Genomic DNA, 19,208 nt, shown 5'->3' on the forward strand with positions numbered 1-19,208 from the left:
GGCTATGTGGAGGAAACCATCGAATTAGGTGATATTGATACCTGGCAGTTTGATGGTGACGCCGGCGACATTATCTCCATGCAGATTACTGATGAAGACTTAGCAGGGCTGGCACCGCTAGTTCGGATTTATACCCCTTCAGGCGCATTTCTGCAGAGCACCTATGATCACAATGTTGCTCGGTTCGACCGTTTAGAACTTCCCGAATCTGGCAGCTACACCGTGGTCATGCAGGACGCAAACATTTCGGGCTCCAGTGGTCATCACCAAACCGGTGACTATCGGATCTACTTTGTTAAGCCGCCAGTCAATGAGCATGGCTCCCTAATAAATGGTGGTTACGTTGAGGAAACCATCGAATTAGGCGATATCGATACTTGGCAATTTGATGGAGATGCAGGCGACATTATTTCCATACAGATTACTGATGAAGACTTAGCAGGGCTGGCGCCGCTGGTTCGTATCTATACTCCTTCTGGTGCATTTCTACAAAGTACTTATGCCCACGGGGTCGCACGCTTTAACCGTCTAGAGCTCCCCGAATCAGGCAATTACACCGTGGTGGTTCAGGACGCGGATATTTCCGGCTCGGGTGGTCATCATCAAACTGGCACCTACCGTATCTACTATGTTAAACCTCCTGTAAGCGAACATGGTGCGCTCGTAAGTGATGGATATGTCGAGCAAGTCACTGATTTCGGCGATCTCGATACATGGCACTTTGACGCAGCCAATGGCGACACTATCAGCATCGAAATATTCGACATAGACTTAGGCCCATTCGCGCCGTTTGGACAACTTTACGACCCTGACGGACTCTTCCTGACCAGATTTATTGATCACGACATTGCCTTACTAAACGAATACCCGCTACTCAAGACTGGAACTTACACTTTAGTTGTCCAGGATGCAGACATTTCTGGCTCATCGTCATATGAACAAACCGGCCCCTACCGCATCGGCTTCAACCTTGAACCCGGCGAGCCTGAACCGGTACCACCGTCTGCGTCAATCTATACGCCAGGCAGTGTCTATCGCTTCGAAACCATCACCCTGGATGGCTCAGGTTCGACCGATCCTGATGCCGCGCCGCTACCGTTAACCTACGACTGGACCATAGTGTCACTGCCCGTGGGTAGCGAACTAGACCCCGGCGCACTTGATGATGTGACATCGGATTCAGCGACAATCGTTCCCGACGTCAGCGGTGAATATGTCTTCTCGTTAACGGTTGACGATGGTTTGTTCACCGACATCGCTGAAGTAACGGTAACCGTGATGAACCGGGCTCCAGTAGCCATTGCCGGAGAAGACCGCGAAATGGCCACCGGTGGTGTGGTAAGCCTTGATGGTAGCGATTCCTACGATTCGGAAGGTGATACGCTGACATACAGTTGGAGCTTCGTTGACGTGCCTGCAGGTAGTTCGGCTGACATCGATGAGCCAGCAGCGGTTCTCACTAGCTTCGAGGCCGATATCCAAGGGGTATATGTGGTGGCACTGGTTGTGAACGATGGCGAAGCCAATAGCACTGCAGATACGGTAACCATAACCGTAATTGATGAAAATGTGGCTCCGGTTGCACTTTCTTCCGTGCCTCTGGAAGCATTGGTGGGTGATACCGTGATGCTTTACGGTACTGACAGTTACGATCCGGATAACGGCCCATCCCCGCTCAGCTATGAATGGTACTTTGGCAGCATTCCGGTGGATAGCGGTTTAACCAACGCAGACATTGCCGACAGCACTACTGATACGGCGAGCTTTGTCCCAGACGTAGACGGTAACTTCACTGTATGGCTTACCGTCAGTGATGGCGAACTTAGCAACAGTATATCAGCAACCACGTACATTGGTGCGTTGCCAGTGTGCTCCCTCAATGCCGAAGCGGGCGCTAACGTGACGGTGGATTTGGGCGATGTGGTATCGCTGGATGGCTCGAACTCATCGTTCACGGATGCGTGTACTGATGTTGCGTTCTCCTGGCAGTTCGTCTCGGTGCCAGGCGGCAGCGTGCTGGATAATGACGACATTGCCAACCGCAACACAAGTGAAGCGTCATTCATGCCTGATACCGACGGCGCATTTGTTCTTAGACTCATGCTGGAAAGCGGTGAAACAGTTTCAGCTGACAATGTGACGATTTCCGTTGAAGCGAATGAATCCCCCATTGCGATAGCGGGGGAAGATCAAACGCAGGAAGTACAAAGCACTATCACGTTAGATGGTTCAGCCAGTTACGATCCGGATAACGGGCCATCGCCGCTCACGTATCTATGGCAGGTCGTGAGTCAACCTTCAGGCAGTAATGTTGCCTTATCTACACCCACCGCTGCAGTTTCTGGCTTCTTTGCAATGCTGCCGGGAGACTACGTGTTAAGTCTCACAGTGAGTGACAGTGTGGCCAGTGATATTGACGAAATTGTCATCAGCATAGAAGCCGAAGAAGAACCTCTGCGTTGTGACGTAAACGGTGATAATGTAGTCGATAACACCGACATCATGGCTATCTTCGCCAGCCGTTATTCGCCAGCGACGGGGCCTGACGACCCTGCTGATTTCAATGGTGATGGTGTGATCAACGTACTGGATGCAAGGGGCTGCGTATTACAGTGCACCTATACGAACTGTGCTGTTCAACAACCACAATAATGTTTTAACGGGGCTCACCTGAGCCCCGAATATCAGACAAGGATTGACTATGAAACACTTATGTATTTTATCTTCGGTTATGTTAATGCTCGGTTCTGCAACAGCGAGTGCTGCGCCGGTGTTATCTTTTGGTGAGCTGGAACAGGATTATCTTTATAGCGCTTATGAGGGCGACAGCTTAGAGATCCCAGTTTGGATTTCTGGGTTAGATCCCGAAAATGTGGGTGGCTTCGATGTGACGTTTACCTTCGATGAACCCGTCACCGATCTTGTCAGCGTCGATTTCTCCCTCGACAGCGTTGGCACGTTCATTTATGACAGCGTAGATTCCTATGGAGAGGTAACACTTTCAGCAGTCAGTCTGGATTGGGATCTCAGCGGCCAACCATCCGCTTTCCAAATCGCTTCACTGACATTTTCTGCGGTAAGTGCAGGATTAGGGCAAATGATGTTTACCGATGTGCTGCTATCTGACGATTTTGGTTCTCCACTGAGCCTGGCCGACAGCTTTATCGCAGATATCAATGTAATGAGCGTGCAAGTGCCACCAACACCGGTTCCTGCGCCACCAGCGGCAGGCCTGATGCTGTTCAGTCTGCTCTTATTACCACTGCGAAAACGCCTGTTTAAATCGTAAAGTCTGGCGACGCAACAAATCCCGGGCAACTCCCCTCTATGGATTTTTTGAGGCGGATTGCCCGCTCTTTATCCCCCATATACAACCAACTCAGACTCAGGTGAAATCGTGTCAGCATGTCCTTGTTTTCTTCAAGGGCTAGGGCCTCTTTTTTCAAAGTGTCGAGCAGCGCTTCCGATGCCAGCGCTTTATCAATTTTCATCAATCGAACATACACACTAATACGCACGGCCTTTTGCATGTCGCTGGCCTCGCCTTTGGTTAAAATCGCATCGAGATAGTCCAGACTCTTAAGATACAACGCCCGCGCGTCATCAATTTGCCCCAGGTGATAATAGGTATCAGCCAAATTAACCCAATACTGGAACAGCTCAGTTTGATTAGACTCCTCACTTTCCAGTTTCTGGTACACGCTCAGTGCATCGTCGTACTGCTCAAGATAATAATACAGCGTCGCAAGGTTTGACGTGATGACCGGATGTTCTGGAGAAACGAGCAGTGCGTGTTGATAGGTGTTGCGAGCATCGGCTAAATCGCCGTGACAAAACTGATAAGTGCCAAGATTCGTAAGCGTTTCTAATCCCTCCCAATCCTGCACCGCTTCCTGAGACCAGGAAATCGCTTTCTCCACCTGACCGGTAAAAAAGTAAACCCTCGCTAGCGTGAAAGGCAGTTTCCATTGCTCTGGTTCAAGCGCAATCGCTTTGATTAACGCCTGCTCTGCAGACTTGATATATTGCTCTTCTCCCGACTGACGAAAGCGCTGTACCTCAACTTCAGCAAACAATTGCAACGCCGCTGTATTGTCTGGGTCGCGGGCAAACAACTGTTGCAAGTATTGTGCAGCCAAATTCGCGTCTCCCGCCTTGCGGGCAAGCGCTGAACTGGCCAAAAGCACCGTTGGCGAATCTGCATTTAACGCGCGAGCTCGCTCGCACTCAGACTCAGCCTCTGCAAGATAACTCTTCTCGCCACTGAAGATGTGTTGTTGCACCAGAACATTACACAGGGTGCCGTGGGCATCAGCAAAGTCCGGGCTTTGACGTATTACCCGGTGTAGGACATCAGATAATTTAAGCAACACGGCTTCGTTACGTTCGCCCTCTAACAGGGTTAACCCATCGACATAGCGTTTATAGTTTTCCCAGTCTGGCGTATCCGGTGTTGCCTCGCCCTTGTCGGCATGTTCAATGGCCGAAGAGATGGATTCACGGACATAGGTTGACGACGCCGACGCGATAAAATGACCAGACCAGAAATGTGACATCCCCTCTTCATCATAGAGCGACAGCCGCAGTAAGACATGCTTGCCTATTTTGAGCAGTTCACCGGTAACAACCAGTTCCGCCTTCTCATCTGAAATAATCGAGGGTGGACTTAGCGCAGCCCCATAGCGAAAGCCAGAGCCCGGCACAAATGTACTCACACTGGCTACGGCCTCTTCCAACATTTGTGTGTAGGTGAGCTGTCCGTCGTCGCCCTCTATCGGCATCACAGCAACCACATTGCGGTGAAAAAGCCCCTGCTCTGAAGACACAATGTCTGATTTTTGTGGTGCAATATCTTCCGGCACCTGATTCACGATGCCAAAAGCAACGGCAATCACCACAGCAACAGAAGCCACTAACCACTTCCATCGACCCGGATGCTGCTGTACTGATTCGGATTGCGGATCGGACGCCGTGACTGGAGAATCAAGTGCATCTGAAGTGGTTGCTAGTGGTGAGGGAGAAGCTGAAGTAGCTGTTACGTCGTCTGCATTTGAATATAACGACCACGTGGGGCATGACAGAGCGTTTGCCACCCGTTCCAGACTTTTCAAATCGACTGGCTGACTAAATACCCTGCTTACCAGCGAACGCGGGATTTTATCTAACCCCTCGATTTCCTGAATTTTGCGTGCAAGTTCGGTTTTAGATCGAATTCCTGCTTGGGCCATGGCCTGATTGAGCTTTATCTGCGACGCAATAACGCCGCGTTCCCGACTAGCAGAAGCATCTGGCACTGAGGTGTCGGCGCTTTTATTATCGGTACTTTTGTTATCGTTGCTGGGATTGCTAGCGCTAGGATTACCGTCACGCTTATTACTGGTGCTATCGTTGTTGCTTTTCACGATCACTCCTAATGTTCCATCATCAGGTGTACAGCCTCACTCACCACTACGTTGTAATGTATTATCATGAGAACGCGCAGCATCACAACAAACAGCCGCCGCGAATTCACGATTCCAGGTCAAAATAAAAAGAAGTATTTACACGAAACGGTGCTAATGATTTCTCATCGCATTTAAAAAAAACTGAAAGCTGAATTTATCGTTATTCGACAAGTCGTTATTCAACATGTCGTTATTTAACAAATAGGGCAGCCACTTCCTGCCAGCGCGTTTCGCTTTCAGCCACCAGCAATTTACCGGTGATCTGAGGTGAATATTCGCTTCCATCAATCATTCGTGCCACAGCCCCAGCCTCCTGAGTAATTAGCAAACCCGCACCATGATCCCAAATATTCAACTTATTCTGGAAAATCACAAACGACACCGCACCGGTATTCAGCAAGCGGTATTCGGCAGCGGCACAGCGGTAATCCATGATTCGGCCCATTTTGTTGGCCACTTCAATAGCTTGCTGACGCTCGGCATCTTTAGTCACGCCAAAGGAATAGCAACACATGGTATCGGTAAGTGACAGTGCGTTATGACGACCCGCGGTTAATGGTTGGTCAACACCATTAATGCGCTGAAAAGCACCCTGCCCTTTTATCGCCCACAGGTAATCGCCTGTCACAGGCTCCAGAATAATGCCGCCAATCACTGTTCCTCGCGTAGCGATGGCAAGCATAACACCAAAATTTACTGACCCATTCGCGTAGTGCCAGGTGCCATCGATGGGGTCAAGCACGAAAGAAAGCTCTGCTTCAGCGAACTTATCCAGCGATGCAGGATCGTCGTACACACTTTCCTCACCAATCAACAATGCATCGGGGTACAACGCCACTAACCTGGAGAGTATGAAGTCCTCAGCCGCTTTATCTGCCACCGTTACTAAATCGTGATGATTGAGCTTCTCTTCAATTTGTCCGCTTTGTAATTGTCTGAATCGCGGCATGATTTCCACTTCTGCCGCTTGCAAACAGATTTCCGCTAGCTGATGAATTTGTTCTTGGGTGATCACGATGAATATCCTTTTTAGGCGTGGCAGATTCTTAATCATCTTATCATGACAGGTTGCCGATGGTATGACAGCAGCTTTCACTGTATTGCTTCAACGCTGCACTAGCTTTCTCTGGAGAAGTACTTACAGAGTGGTCTACAATGCCACACTCGCTTCCTTTCAGGTTTACCATGTTTAACAAATTGCTGTTGTTGCCCGTAAAGGGCTTAGTCACCATTCTACCCTTCGCCATAACCATTTATTTTCTGGTGTGGCTGGTAAGCACCACCGAAGCCCTACTCTCGCCCTTTATCCCGGCCGAATATTATTTTCCCGGATTAGGCGTGGTTACCGTCATCATCGCCCTTTCTGTTATCGGTATTCTGATTAATGCTTATCTGTTTAACTGGGTGATTTCGCTAGGTGAGCGTATTTTTGCCCGTCTGCCGGTTATAAAAACCCTGTTTGGCGCGGTAAAAGATGCGGTAGAGCTGTTTGAAGTGAAAAAGGGCGAGGAGACTAAAAAAGCCGTGGCCGTAGATATGGACAACGGCATTAAGCTTATTGGGTTCATGACCAACGACAAAGTGGCCAACAAGCTCTTTCCCGGGGAAGATAAAGTCGCTGTTTATCTGCCCATGAGTTACCAGATTGGCGGTTATACGCTCTACCTTTCCCGGGACAAAATCACACCACTGGATATTGATGTAGAAACCGCTATGCGCATTGCAGTAACGGGCGGTAATTCGATAGAAAAAGAGTAATTCAGGCCTACAGAAAACCTAGAAAAAATGCATTATCTCAATGTCCATCAGGGTGTGCTCTTTTGGACATTGAATGAAATCGATGATCCAGCCCCGCCCATTTTCTAGCGGCGGATGGGTCACACTCATCGCGCTATTTGGATAATGCTTGTTACAGGTTACGCAGTAACTTTGGCCAATCCCTGCCGCCACCATATTTCTGATGATATAGCGAAATTCTCCGCGACAACCGGCGATTTCGCTGTAAAACTCCATACTACTGTCGGCACACTCGGCCCAGCGCTGGATAAGCTGCGTATCGCTTACTTCATCAGGATCGTCTTCCCGCAAATTAATGGTTAGTGTCTCGCTATTCTCAATTTCATAAGGCGAACCATGACGCCCTTCAGCCAAAAACGCCGCCACATCCTTGGCTTCGAAAATAAAGATTCCACTGTCGTCTTTATCGAACCCTCTGAACCCACTGCCATATTCATAAATATATTTACCGCAGAAAGGCGGATTTTTGTAAACACCCTGACGAAAAGCGATTCTTCTTCTCTCTTCTTCAGGGTCGATAGGCATGGGTTTTGGCAGTCTAAAAGACTTCGATTGTTCGAGAACCGGTTTAAAAGAACCCCGACTTAACGCTGCAATAAAGAATAGTGGCCAGAACAGCAATTCGAAAGGAAAGAAGATTGCCAACGCCTTTTTGGAATATGGCCGTTCTAGTGTTTTACGATAGTAGAGATGAAACCCAAGGGTAACCGAGGCGGTTACCAGCCCGATGAGCAAATAATAAGAAAAAAAGCGCAGCAAACCCGGTTACTCCTTTATCCAGTTCGCGTTTTTTACATAAATACCAGTTTATGCGCATAACTTCTTCAAAAAATTGATTTTTCTGTTTATTGACTTAGAGAAAGTCGAAATTTTTAGAACAAAGGAAACTCAGTCAATACAAAAAAAGCATTATTTCCAGCCTTAGAATGTTCAAATATCAACATTTGAAGAAGTTTTATATTTATTTGATTGTCGTGAAAAACCATTTTTCGTAAGTTTGCATACAAAATTAATAATAATTTAAGAAAAACTAATTAAGGAGGCAGAATGCGACTCGACCCTCGCATGCTCAGGCAGTTTTTGGCCGTCTGCCGCGAAGGAACGATAAGCGGCGCCGCCAAAGCTGAACATGTTTCTCAACCTTCTATCTCTATGGCCATGAACCAATTGGAGCGGGTATTAGAGGTAAAGCTGTTTCAACGCTCGTCAAAAGGCATGATGTTAACTTCTGCAGGTAAAGCCCTGAAGTTGAAAGCCATGAGCGTGGAAAACTTACTGCAAACTGCACAACACGAAATAAGATTACTCGCAGAACAGGTCAATGGCCCCCTCCATATTGGCGGTACGCCAGGAGCGCTTTCATCCGTGATGGGCCAGGTAATGAGCAGCTTTTGCGAAATGTACCCCACGTTCAATTTGCAGCTGACAGAATGCGACGAAGACAATGCACACCACCTGCTAAGAACCTATAAATTAGATATCGCCATTCTGACGACTGGCATGGCCAGTCCGCCGGAAGAGTTTTGTGAGGAAACCTTATATTCAGACGCCTTCTCACTGGTTGTCGGCCAGGCCAACAGCCATTTGCCCAATGAGGTTAAGCTTGAATCACTGAGTACCATGCGTTGGTTAATGCCAGATAAGGTAGGCGGTTTCAGACATCAATTGAATGCACTGTTTTTGGGGCATTATACCAGCCTTCCGAAAAATATTGTGGTAACAGATTCGGTGCTCGCCACTAAACAGATACTCATCAATACCGATTACATTGCGTTATTGCCCACGGAATTAGTGAAAACAGAACTGGAGCACGGCTTACTGCGCGCGATCAATATCGCCAATGTAACTGCCAACCGAAAGGTTGGCCTGCTATGGCTGGCTGAGCGACAAATGAGTCCTTTTGCCCAGGCATTCATTGATCACGCGAGTCACTTTACCTATCGCTAATACAGACTGTCTTTTGATTGCGCACGGTAAATTACCGGAATGCGCGTCAACCTCTCATAATGTTCGGTGATTCTGCCGAACGCAGAAAAATCGAACCCAGCTTCTTTTAGATGTCTCACCATGCAGTACAAATAAACATCGAGCACGCTCCAGTCTTCTTCGCACCAGAACATGGAGTTTTTCAGGCGCTTCTGAATAACCTCAAAAGCCGATTTCAATTGTTCTTCAGCCTGATTTTTTAATACCAGCGCATCGAAGGAAAGCCCACTGGCATAGTTACAATACTGCATGCAGTGGGGCTGAATGTGGCTGGTTATCCAGGAGAGGAAGCAGGTCGACTCGATGAACGTTAACGACCGGGGTAAGATCTGCGCCACAGGATATTTCTTATGCAGGTAGAAGATAATGCCTAACGCCTCGGTAATGGTACCATCAGGCGTAAGCAGAGACGGCACTCTTCCCTTAGGATTAACTTTTAAATACTCTGGGCTTTCATGCTCTAATTTATCAATATCAATTCTATTTAACTTGTACTCTACCCTCGCTTTTTCAAGCGCGACGGTAACCACCATAGAGCATGGGCTGTGAGAGGCAAATAACGTCAACATGCTTTGACTGCCCTACACAAAGCGAATCGTGCATCTGTCTTGCTCACCTTTCTAGTGAAGGTGTTTAAGCGCACCATAAACAACGGTCTAATTCCTATTTACAATCTTAAAACCGCGCCACACTACCCCGAAAAATAGCATCTGAATAGTATTGATTTTTATGTGTGATATAACTCAATTTGATACCATAAGATCCGACCAGAAAAGTTAAATTATGTGTTTTTTCAGTATGATAAACAGAGTGAATATCAACCTACAATAATGTAAATCGGCAGTTCGCAATCCATTCACGGATATTATTTTATACTGTCGATAAAGTACGAAGGTTATGATGAAGGTAAGGTATAATTACTGCGTTCAAGCGTTACAGAGAAACCGTCAGATATGTCGCAGTCGTTGACTTACCTTTCCCACTATCCGCAGCATTTACAAGATCAGATTCAACAACTGATAAACAAAAATCAGTTGGGCGACTGGCTGCGTTCCCGCTATTCCAGTGTGCATAACATCAACAATGACAAGGATTTACGGGAGTACGCGCTGGAGATTAAGAATCACTACATGAAGAAAACCCAGCCGTTAAGTAAGGTGATATACGACAGTAAAATTCATGTGGTAAACCACGCCCTCGGCCTACACTCATATGTGTCTCGCGTTCAGGGCGGAAAATTAAAAAGTAAAAATGAATTGCGTGTCAGTGATCTTTTTAAACGCACCCCAGAACCATTTTTAAATATGATAGTGGTTCACGAGCTGGCGCACTTAAAAGAAAAAGATCACAACAAAGCGTTCTATAAGCTATGTCAGCACATGCTGCCCGACTACCATCAGATTGAATTTGATGTCCGGGTGTATCTCACCGAAATGGATGCCAATGGCACCGTGTTTTAATTCAATAAAAAACAGTAGTGAAAGAAGTATGGATTTTGAGTTTCTAACCGATGTCACCGGGCAACCTCTTGCGCGATGCGACATGGAAAGTGAATATTTTGGCGATTGGCTAAGTCATGACATTGGCAGCGACAAAGCGCTGATCACGTCATTACTGCATAATCTCGACCGTTTATTAGGAAGACAAATCCCCGACTACGAATTTGTTGGCAAAATTTATCACCTTACTATTGCCGATGAAGAAGTCGATTTGTTTCTCAATAACAATGACATTGCCGACAGCCAATTTGAAGATGAACAACCTGATGGTCCGGTCGCGGGCTGTGGCTTAGTGGAACTTAAGCACCTGCTAGCAAGTTGGCAGGCGTTTATAGCCTAACTGTAGCTTTCCTGCTAACGATAACGTGCTAATGATTCTCTGAATTGGCCAGTAACTTTACTAGTCCACCAAAGGCCAGCGCAGTACCTGCAGATAACAGCAAAAACAATATCGATTCCATTTCATTGCCTCCCAGTATCTAATGATCTACGTGATTTAACCAAAAAAACTCTGCCCAACTGGGCAGAGAACTACACGATTTACGTTTTGGATGGGTCCTGAACTACAATACGCCGGCATGAGCACATTTGCAAATGATAATTATTTTTATTTGAGAGGTGTAGCACTTATGCTTTGTTTACTTTGTAAATGCTTCATCTGCAACAGCACAGCACCGCGGGTAATCACGCTTGCCCCATTAAGTACAAGTAACGGCCATGCTTGCGCAAAAGGCATGGTCAATCCAAACAATAACGTACTGATATCTTTCGCTAAGATACCGTAAAACAATCCGAATGACAGTGAACCTATGTGCTGACGACGACGCAACAACAACCACTGATGCAGCGTACCTTGAATGAGGATCACCGTTACCAGCAACATCAGCGTGTTGGCCCCGAGTTGCGCCAAGGCTGGAAACGGCCGGAACCCCATAGAAATGAATCCGCCCACCAGCGCCGCTGCCGCCAACAACGACACCCCAGCGGCTGAGCTCGTGCGCCTTAATCGCCATATGCGCACAAGAATGACCAATGTCAGCAAACATGCGCCACAGCGTGTCCACACTAGATAATGATTAAACGGCTCAACCCCAATGCCAAAAATGAACATGGCGTAAAAGGCGAAGAAACTGGAGCCAAACTGGTTCAGCGACAGACTGTGGTTATCCTCTTCTACCTTTAATTGTTGTTGACTGATGCGCCGGATTTGCGCAAGCAAGCCCACCCAGGTGAAAATGAAAATGGCAGAACTGAGTAATCCCAGCAAGTGGTAAAGCATAATGGTGAAGCATTACAAATGAAAAGAGCATGGATTGTACCATGCTCTTTTTAATAAACCGCTTACGCGTTTAACTCACTTTTTCCCGTGACTCAGGCACCGACACTATTGCGCACGCGGTTAATATCCGCCGCTGGCGGCGCACCAAATAGTCGGCTGTACTCCCGGCTAAACTGAGACGGGCTGCCGTAACCCACTTTGTAGCCTGCCGTGGCTGCTTCCAGCCCTTCGTGGATCATAATTCGTCGCGCTTCGTTTAAGCGTAACTGCTTTTGATATTGCAGCGGCGACATACTGGTGACCGACTTAAAGCTGTTATAAAGCGCTGATTCGCTCATGTTTACCGCGTTTGCCAAATGCTTAACTTTCAAAGGCTCATCAAAATTGTCGCGGATCATTTCAATCACCTTGCTCATTCTGCTCGCGTTGCTGTCGTGCATCAAAAACTGGCGCAACTGCACGCCGCCAGGGCCATTCAGCACGCGGTACATCAACTCCCGTTTCAACATGGGCAGCAGCACCGGGATGTCTTTAGGGGTTTCATGTAACTGTAGCAGCCGTTGAAATACTGAAAGAATGCCTTCATCCACGTCGTAATTATTCATGCAACAGCCATTCGGCCCGTTTGCATAAAAGCCTTCGCCGATATCGCTCACCAATTCGGACAAAATGCGCATATCCAAATCGATGCTTACACCCACATAGGGTTTCTCGTTACAGGCATTCACTATTTCGCCGATAACCGGCAACATTACCGGCACCATAAGATAAGACATCTCTTTAAAGTTGATTTCTTTTTCACCCATTCGTAGCTTTTTTCCACCCTGCAATAACAGGCAGAACATGGGCTCGTAAATAGTGGGGTGCGTGCAACTTGTATTGCAGGAGCGTACGGTTTTTAACCCCGGAACGTTAGTTTGCCTGACACCATCGCCATCGTTAATTCGCGATGTAATATCGATAAGCTCTTGCTGATAAAGTTGGATTTTTTCATTCATTTTGGCGGTTCCGGTATTGCGTTCATGCGTCAATATGATGATAAGATAGCGCAATATTAAAGAATTATGCAATCAAACAATTTGCTGACCTAAAGTTTTCCATAAAGTAAAAATTGTTAACTACGCTTAAAATTAAAACGCAACACATTGATTTAGATAAAAATAATACCAAGACAACCGTTTTAAGCCATTTTTAACGTCACTTGTACAATTCTTTTCAATCATTGCACAATCCTACAAGTTAAACAGAATCGTGCAATCATCAACAAGTATCGTGTATTAAACAAACTGTTTAGAAACACTAAAATAGCTTCCATCAAATTTCTGCGATCAGCCTGTTTTATTTATCAGTGAAAACGGGGCGGGATCGTTTTCTCAAAATTTAAGGGAGTAACCCATGTCCAGATTTATCACCCCCACACTCGTTACAAGTGCAATTTTGGCCAGCGCGGTACTTGGCGGTTGCAGTGAAGCCAAAGATCCCGCTATGCAGGCAGCCACAGCCCCGGAAGTGAATGTGGCCAATGTTGTTTCAATGCGCCTCAGTGAATGGGATGAGTTCAGCGGTCGTTTGCAAGCACCAGAATCCGTTACCCTGATCCCTCGCATTTCAGGTTACGTTGAACAAATCCTGTTTGAAGAAGGTGCGCTGGTAAAAGCGGGTGACGTACTGGTTAAAATTGACCCTCGCCCTTTTGAAGTGGATGTGGAGCGACTACAAGCACAGCTGGATAGCGCTGAAAGCCATATGAACCTCACTGAATCCTTATTTCAACGGGGTGAGTCGTTGGTGAGTAAAAATGCTATTTCGCAGGAAGCGCTGGATAATCGCCGGGCAGAATGGCTTGAAGCAAAAGCACAGACAGCAGCGATTCGCGCTGAATTGAAACAGGCGGAGTTGTCGTTATCCTACACCGAAGTGGTTGCCCCCGTGAGCGGACGGGTGTCAAACGCCACCATCACTAAAGGTAACTACGTGTCTGCGGGTAGCAGTGAACTCACCCGCATTGTGTCCACAGAAAAGATGTATGCCTGGTTCAGCGTGGATGAGCAAACCTATTTGCAATACGCCCGCAATGGTCTGATCAACAACCCGAAAACGGCAGCGCAAACCGTATCGATGGGTCTATCTGGTGACGACGATTTTCGTTATCACGGAGCGATTGAGTTCGTTGATAACCGCATCGATGCACAAACCGGTTCCATTCGTATTCGTGCCACTTTCCGTAACGAAGATGGCTCGCTGATGCCGGGCATGTACTCAAAAATCCGCCTTGCTGGCAGTGATGTTCACGATGGCATTCTGATTGATGAAAAAGCCATCGGTACAGACCTTAACAATAAATTCGTGCTGGTTGTCGACAGCAACAACACCGTGACCTACCGGAAAATCGACCTTGGCGAATCGCTGGGTGATTTACGCATTGTGGAAAACGGCTTGAGCGAAGGCGAGAGCATTATCGTTAATGGTCTGCAACGTGTTATGCCCGGCATGCAAATCACCCCGGCAACCGTAGATATGGCCGATGAATCCACCCTGGCCGCCATTCGCACCAGTCAGCAGCAACTTGAACCAGAAAGCCTGGCACTGAATGTGTCGGTTAATGGCGTAGTTGTAGAATAATAACAGGAACAAGCACACCTATGTTTTCACGATTTTTTATCCACCGGCCTATCTTTGCCACTGTGCTGTCACTGCTGTTTGTGATCACCGGTGGCATTGCAGTCTGGCAATTGCCCATTACCGAATATCCGGAAGTCGTACCGCCCACGGTGGTGGTTACCGCCAGCTATCCTGGAGCCAACCCGCAGATCATTGCTGACACAGTAGCATCGCCACTGGAGCAGGAAATCAACGGCGTTGAGAATATGCTCTACATGTCGTCGCAATCTACAGCAGACGGCACCATGACACTTACCGTCACTTTCGCCATCGGCACCAATGCCGACCTGGCGCAGTCTCAGGTTCAGGCACGGGTCGACCGTGCGGTACCTCGTCTGCCGCAAGAAGTACAACGTCTGGGCGTGGTGGCTGAGAAGTCATCGCCAAACCTTACGCTGGTAGTGCATTTGTACTCGCCGGATGAACGTTATGACATGCTGTATTTGTCTAACTTCGCGACCCTGAACGTGCGTGATGAACTCGCTAAGATCAGTGGCGTAGGACAAGTCCGCCAGTTCGGTGCCGGTGAATTCAGTATGCGCGTGTGGCTTGATCCTTCGCGGGTTGCCGCGCTTGGTTTAACGCCAGTAGATATCTCCAACGCCATTCAGGAACAAAATCAGCAAGTTGTTGCCGGAAGCCTGGGTGCGCAGCCTGTTAAAAATGCCGATTTCAACATTTTGATGAATGTGAAAGGTCGTCTCGCTTCAGTAGATGAGTTTGAAGACATCATCATCAAAGTGGGCGAAAACGGTGAAATCAGTCGTTTGAAAGACGTAGCACGGGTCGAGCTGGGTGCCGATTCCTACGCCCTGCGTTCTACCATTGATAACAATCCGGCCGTGGGCATGGGCGTGTTTCAGATGGCAGGCTCTAACGCCATTCAGATCTCCGAAAATGTACGCGCCACCATGGACAATTTGTCGCAGACATTTCCGGAAGGCGTGAGTTATGAAATCGCCTACGACCCTACTGTGTTCGTTCGCGGCTCCATTCAGGCAGTAGTAAAAACCCTGCTTGAAGCCATCGTGCTAGTGGTGATTGTGGTTGTGCTGTTTCTACAAACCTGGCGCGCCTCTATTATCCCTCTGGTTGCCGTGCCGGTATCGTTAATTGGTACCTTTGCTTTTATGCAGGTGATGGGCTTCTCGCTTAACGCCCTGTCGCTGTTCGGACTAGTACTGGCGATTGGTATCGTGGTAGACGACGCCATCGTGGTAGTGGAAAACGTTGAACGTAATATCAGTGAAGGCCTGGCACCAGTGGAAGCCACCATCAAGGCAATGAAAGAAGTGACCGGCCCCATTGTTGCCACAACGTTGGTGTTGGCGTCGGTATTCATTCCAACCGCTTTTATGACCGGGCTCACAGGCCAGTTTTACAAGCAGTTCGCGCTCACTATTACTATTTCTACCTTTATCTCAGCGATTAACTCACTGACTTTGAGCCCTGCCCTGTCAGCTGTGCTGTTGAAAGGTCATGACGCCCCTAAAGACTGGCTGTCTAAAGGTATCGACACCCTGTTCGGACGCTGGTTGTTTGCGCCCTTTAACCGGTTCTTCAGCAAGCTTTCTGACGGCTACGGTTTTGTGGTTAAACGCATCATCCGGGCTGGTGCACTGGTACTGGTGGTGTATGCAGGACTGGTAGCACTCACTGGCGTTCAGTTTCAATCTACGCCAACCGGTTATATCCCGGCACAGGATAAACAATATCTGATTGCGTTTGCACAACTGCCCAATGCAGCCTCGCTGGATCGCACCGATAAGGTGATCGAACAAATGTCAGCCATGGCGCTGGAACACCCGGGTGTTGCCAATACCATTGCGTTTCCTGGTCTTAGCATCAATGGCTTCACCAATGCTACTAACAGCGGGATTGTGTTTGTCACGCTGGATGATTTTGACGAGCGCAAAGATCCGTCGCTTTCTGCTAATGCCATTGCGGCACAGCTGAATGGGAAGTACAGCACCTTAAAAGATGCCTTCGTTGCCATATTCCCGCCACCACCGGTAATGGGTCTGGGTACCATTGGTGGGTTCCGTCTGCAACTGGAAGACCGTGCCGGTTACGGCTTTGAGGAACTGAACCGGGTGACCATGGAGATCATGCAAAAAGCCGCCACAACACCAGAACTGGCCGGAGTATTCTCGGGATATCAGGTGAACGTGCCGCAAATCGATATCGATGTGGATCGTGAAAAAGCCAAGCAACAAGGCATCGATCTCAACACGCTGTTCAGCACGCTACAGGGCTACATGAGCTCGACTTACGTAAACGACTTCAACTTGTTTGGTCGCACCTACCAGGTGAACATGCAGGCCGATCAGCAGTTCCGAGCCTCAGCCCAGCAAGTTGGTCAGCTAAAGGTAAGTAATGCGCAGGGAGAAATGGTCTCGCTGGACTCGTTTATCCGCGTTAACGACACCGCTGCGCCAGACCGGGTAATGCACTACAACGGCTTTACTACCGCAGAGATTAACGGCGGTGCAGCACCGGGATACAGCTCTGGTGAAGCGCAGGCAGCTATTGAGCGTATTCTCGATGAAACTCTGCCAAACGGCATGACTTACGAGTGGACAGAGCTGACCTATCAGCAAATTCTCACCGGTGATGCCAATATGCTGGTGTTCCCGCTGGTCATCGTACTGGTATTCATGGTGTTAGCTGCACAATACGAGAGTCTGCGTTTGCCTCTGGCCATTGTGTTGATTATACCGATGACGTTGTTGTCGGCACTGAGCGGCGTCATGCTGTACCACGGTGACAACAACATTCTCACGCAAATTGGACTCATCGTATTAGTCGGCCTGGCCACCAAAAACGCCATCCTGATTGTGGAATTTGCCAAAGAACTGCAGGAACAAGGATTAAGCCGGATGGATGCCATTCTGGAAGCTGGACGTTTACGTCTTCGCCCCATCCTCATGACTTCCATCGCTTTCATTATGGGCGTGGCACCGCTCGTGTTTTCTACCGGTGCGGGTGCAGAAATGCGTCAGGCCATGGGTGTTGCCGTATTCTCAGGCATGATTGGCGTTACCTTGTTCGGCTTGCTGCTTACCCCACTGTTTTACTACCTGCTCACGCGTGAAACGCCGACACAGAAGCCATTACAAGGAGAACAGGATAATGCGTAGATCTGTTACTTTCCTGGCAACCGCAGTGGCGGTTGCCACCCTGGCGGGCTGCACGGTCGGCCCAGACTATGAAAAGCCGCAACAGGTTGCCAACGTAGCGCTTGCTGACTACGTGGCTGCCCCAGCGTTACAAACCTGGTGGACTGAGTTTGAAGATCCCGCCCTGTCTGTGCTTATCGCTACCGCAATAAAGCAAAACCGGGATTTACAACAAGCGGCGGCGAATGTGGCAAAAGCCAATGCGGCGTTTCGTCAGGCTGGCGCGAATCGTTGGCCCGACGGTGACCTGTCGTCATCCTATCAGGTGAGTGAAAATGCCACCTTGTTTGCCGCCGACGATAACGTGATTAATCGCAGTTACACCAACGGCCTGTCGTTAAGCTGGAATGCCGACCTCGCCGGTGGCCTGAAGCGTGCGCAGGAAGCCGCTTCAGCCCAGGCGCAACAGGCAACCATGCTATGGCAAGACGCGAAATTGCAAATTATTAGCCAGGTAGCTGCCAGTTATGGCGACTACCGCGGTGCCCAGCGCCGCCTGTTTTACGCCGAGATGAACCGCAATTTTCTGCAACAAAGCATGGACGTGATCCAGGCACAGATTGAAGCTGGCAGCGCTACCGAATTTGAAAAAGCCCAGCTTGAAGTTCAAATGCGCCAGGTAGAAACGCAGATCCCCGCCATCCGGGTAACGCAGAAAACCGCGCATAACACACTGGCGGCATTGCTGGGCCAAACGGCTGAATCACTGACCATCGGCGGTGGCGCGGGTATTCCCGCACTGCAAACCCCGGTAAAAATCGATGACAGCATCAATTACCTGCAATATCGCCCTGACGTGGCCTCTGCCGAACGAAACCTGGCTGCCATGACAGCTCAGCAGGGAGTGGCAACGGCAGAGCTTTACCCCGACGTTTCGGTGAGCGGTTTTCTTGGCTTTTTATCCTCGCCGTCACTTGCGCTGAACAGTGCCAGTCAGAGCTGGAATGTTACACCGTCAATTCGACTATTACCGCTCAACCTGGCCGCAGTGAATACCCGTATTGATATGGCAGAAGCCGATACGGCCATCGCGCTTTCACAGTTTGAGCAAACGGTTGTTGAAGCGGCCAATGACATGCAACTGTCTTTCGACACGTATGGCCTTACGCGGGAACAGCTGGTAAGTGCACAGAGTCAGTTCGAAGCCAGTGAACGGGCAGCCAAAATTGCCCGGGCCCGTTATCGCTCAGGCACCACAGATTTCCTGCAATTACTCGATAGTGAACGGGAATTGCTGGATAGCCGGGATCAACTTGCGGTAGTGGAAGTCGCGCATTTTCAGCGGTTGGTTGGGGTGTACCGGGCGTTTTCCGGTGCTTTACAGACCGAATCTGAATTACAGGCATCAGCCCGATAACAGTAA

General features: G+C 48.6%; 15 protein-coding genes. 9 read left to right on the forward strand and 6 right to left on the reverse strand.

Translation table 11 applies throughout. The features are described 5' to 3' along the window. A partial coding sequence (locus tag BFC18_RS19380; protein ID WP_070127263.1) for a PKD domain-containing protein occupies window positions 1–2,652 on the forward strand: 2,652 nt, incomplete at its 5' end. 49 nt (window positions 2,653–2,701) lie between these two features. Beyond that, entirely contained in the window at window positions 2,702–3,289 is a 588-nt protein-coding gene (locus BFC18_RS19385; RefSeq protein WP_070127265.1) for a hypothetical protein, read from the forward strand. On the opposite strand, the gene BFC18_RS19390 is transcribed toward BFC18_RS19385, so the two are convergent. Together BFC18_RS19390 and BFC18_RS19395 are read right to left on the reverse strand one after the other, a co-directional pair. Continuing rightward, a complete protein-coding gene (locus tag BFC18_RS19390) occupies window positions 3,279–5,402 on the reverse strand; it encodes a tetratricopeptide repeat protein (protein WP_070127266.1) in 2,124 nt (707 codons plus the stop codon). The genes BFC18_RS19385 and BFC18_RS19390 overlap by 11 nt on opposite strands. A 232-nt stretch (window positions 5,403–5,634) precedes the next feature. Continuing rightward, complete coding sequence (locus BFC18_RS19395) at window positions 5,635–6,459, reverse strand: inositol monophosphatase family protein (RefSeq protein WP_070127267.1); 825 nt, start codon at window positions 6,457–6,459, stop codon at window positions 5,635–5,637. 170 nt (window positions 6,460–6,629) lie between these two features. On the opposite strand from BFC18_RS19395, the gene BFC18_RS19400 reads away from it, so the two are divergent. Then, window positions 6,630–7,202 carry a DUF502 domain-containing protein gene (locus BFC18_RS19400; protein WP_070127268.1) on the forward strand — a complete coding sequence of 191 codons (573 nt, stop codon included), beginning with the start codon at window positions 6,630–6,632 and terminating at the stop codon, window positions 7,200–7,202. Between the two features lie 18 nt (window positions 7,203–7,220). Here BFC18_RS19400 and BFC18_RS19405 read toward each other — a convergent pair whose 3' ends face one another. Beyond that, entirely contained in the window at window positions 7,221–8,000 is a 780-nt protein-coding gene (locus BFC18_RS19405; protein WP_070127269.1) for a hypothetical protein, read from the reverse strand. Window positions 8,001–8,288: 288 nt separating this feature from the next. Between BFC18_RS19405 and BFC18_RS19410 the strand changes: the two genes are divergently transcribed. After that, the gene (locus BFC18_RS19410) at window positions 8,289–9,188 is read left to right on the forward strand and encodes a LysR family transcriptional regulator (RefSeq protein ID WP_070127271.1); all 900 of its coding nucleotides are present in this window, start codon (window positions 8,289–8,291) and stop codon (window positions 9,186–9,188) included. Here the strand turns inward: BFC18_RS19410 and BFC18_RS19415 are convergent. Further along, window positions 9,185–9,796: a glutathione S-transferase family protein gene (locus BFC18_RS19415; RefSeq protein ID WP_083273192.1), complete on the reverse strand. Its 612-nt coding sequence runs from the start codon at window positions 9,794–9,796 to the stop codon at window positions 9,185–9,187. The two genes, BFC18_RS19410 and BFC18_RS19415, sit on opposite strands and share 4 nt — an antisense overlap. A gap of 384 nt (window positions 9,797–10,180) precedes the next feature. Here BFC18_RS19415 and BFC18_RS19420 point away from each other — a divergent pair, with 384 nt between their 5' ends. Together BFC18_RS19420 and BFC18_RS19425 are read left to right on the forward strand one after the other, a co-directional pair. After that, window positions 10,181–10,687 carry a YgjP-like metallopeptidase domain-containing protein gene (locus tag BFC18_RS19420; protein WP_070127273.1) on the forward strand — a complete coding sequence of 169 codons (507 nt, stop codon included), beginning with the start codon at window positions 10,181–10,183 and terminating at the stop codon, window positions 10,685–10,687. A 28-nt stretch (window positions 10,688–10,715) separates the two neighbouring features. Then, window positions 10,716–11,066, forward strand: coding sequence for a YacL family protein (locus BFC18_RS19425; RefSeq protein WP_070127563.1), 351 nt, complete (start codon window positions 10,716–10,718; stop codon window positions 11,064–11,066). Between the two features lie 267 nt (window positions 11,067–11,333). Here the strand turns inward: BFC18_RS19425 and BFC18_RS19430 are convergent, their stop codons facing one another. Further along, on the reverse strand, window positions 11,334–12,005 hold the full coding sequence (locus BFC18_RS19430) for a hypothetical protein (RefSeq protein WP_070127275.1): 672 nt from the start codon (window positions 12,003–12,005) through the stop codon (window positions 11,334–11,336). A gap of 92 nt (window positions 12,006–12,097) precedes the next feature. Next, entirely contained in the window at window positions 12,098–13,003 is a 906-nt protein-coding gene (locus BFC18_RS19435) for an AraC family transcriptional regulator (protein ID WP_070127276.1), read from the reverse strand. A 397-nt stretch (window positions 13,004–13,400) separates the two neighbouring features. Between BFC18_RS19435 and BFC18_RS19440 the strand changes: the two genes are divergently transcribed. The 3 genes from BFC18_RS19440 to BFC18_RS19450 are packed head-to-tail and all read left to right on the forward strand — an operon-like array spanning window position 13,401 to window position 19,202. Beyond that, the gene (locus BFC18_RS19440) at window positions 13,401–14,627 is read left to right on the forward strand and encodes an efflux RND transporter periplasmic adaptor subunit (protein WP_070127277.1); all 1,227 of its coding nucleotides are present in this window, start codon (window positions 13,401–13,403) and stop codon (window positions 14,625–14,627) included. A 20-nt stretch (window positions 14,628–14,647) separates the two neighbouring features. Then, on the forward strand, window positions 14,648–17,806 hold the full coding sequence (locus BFC18_RS19445; RefSeq protein ID WP_070127279.1) for an efflux RND transporter permease subunit: 3,159 nt from the start codon (window positions 14,648–14,650) through the stop codon (window positions 17,804–17,806). Beyond that, window positions 17,799–19,202, forward strand: a complete 1,404-nt coding sequence (locus BFC18_RS19450; protein WP_070127281.1) for an efflux transporter outer membrane subunit — start codon at window positions 17,799–17,801, stop codon at window positions 19,200–19,202. Before BFC18_RS19445 ends, BFC18_RS19450 begins: the two co-directional genes overlap by 8 nt. Window positions 19,203–19,208 lie beyond the last annotated feature (6 nt).

This window comes from Alteromonas confluentis (assembly GCF_001757105.1).
Classification (GTDB): Bacteria; Pseudomonadota; Gammaproteobacteria; order Enterobacterales; family Alteromonadaceae; genus Alteromonas; species Alteromonas confluentis.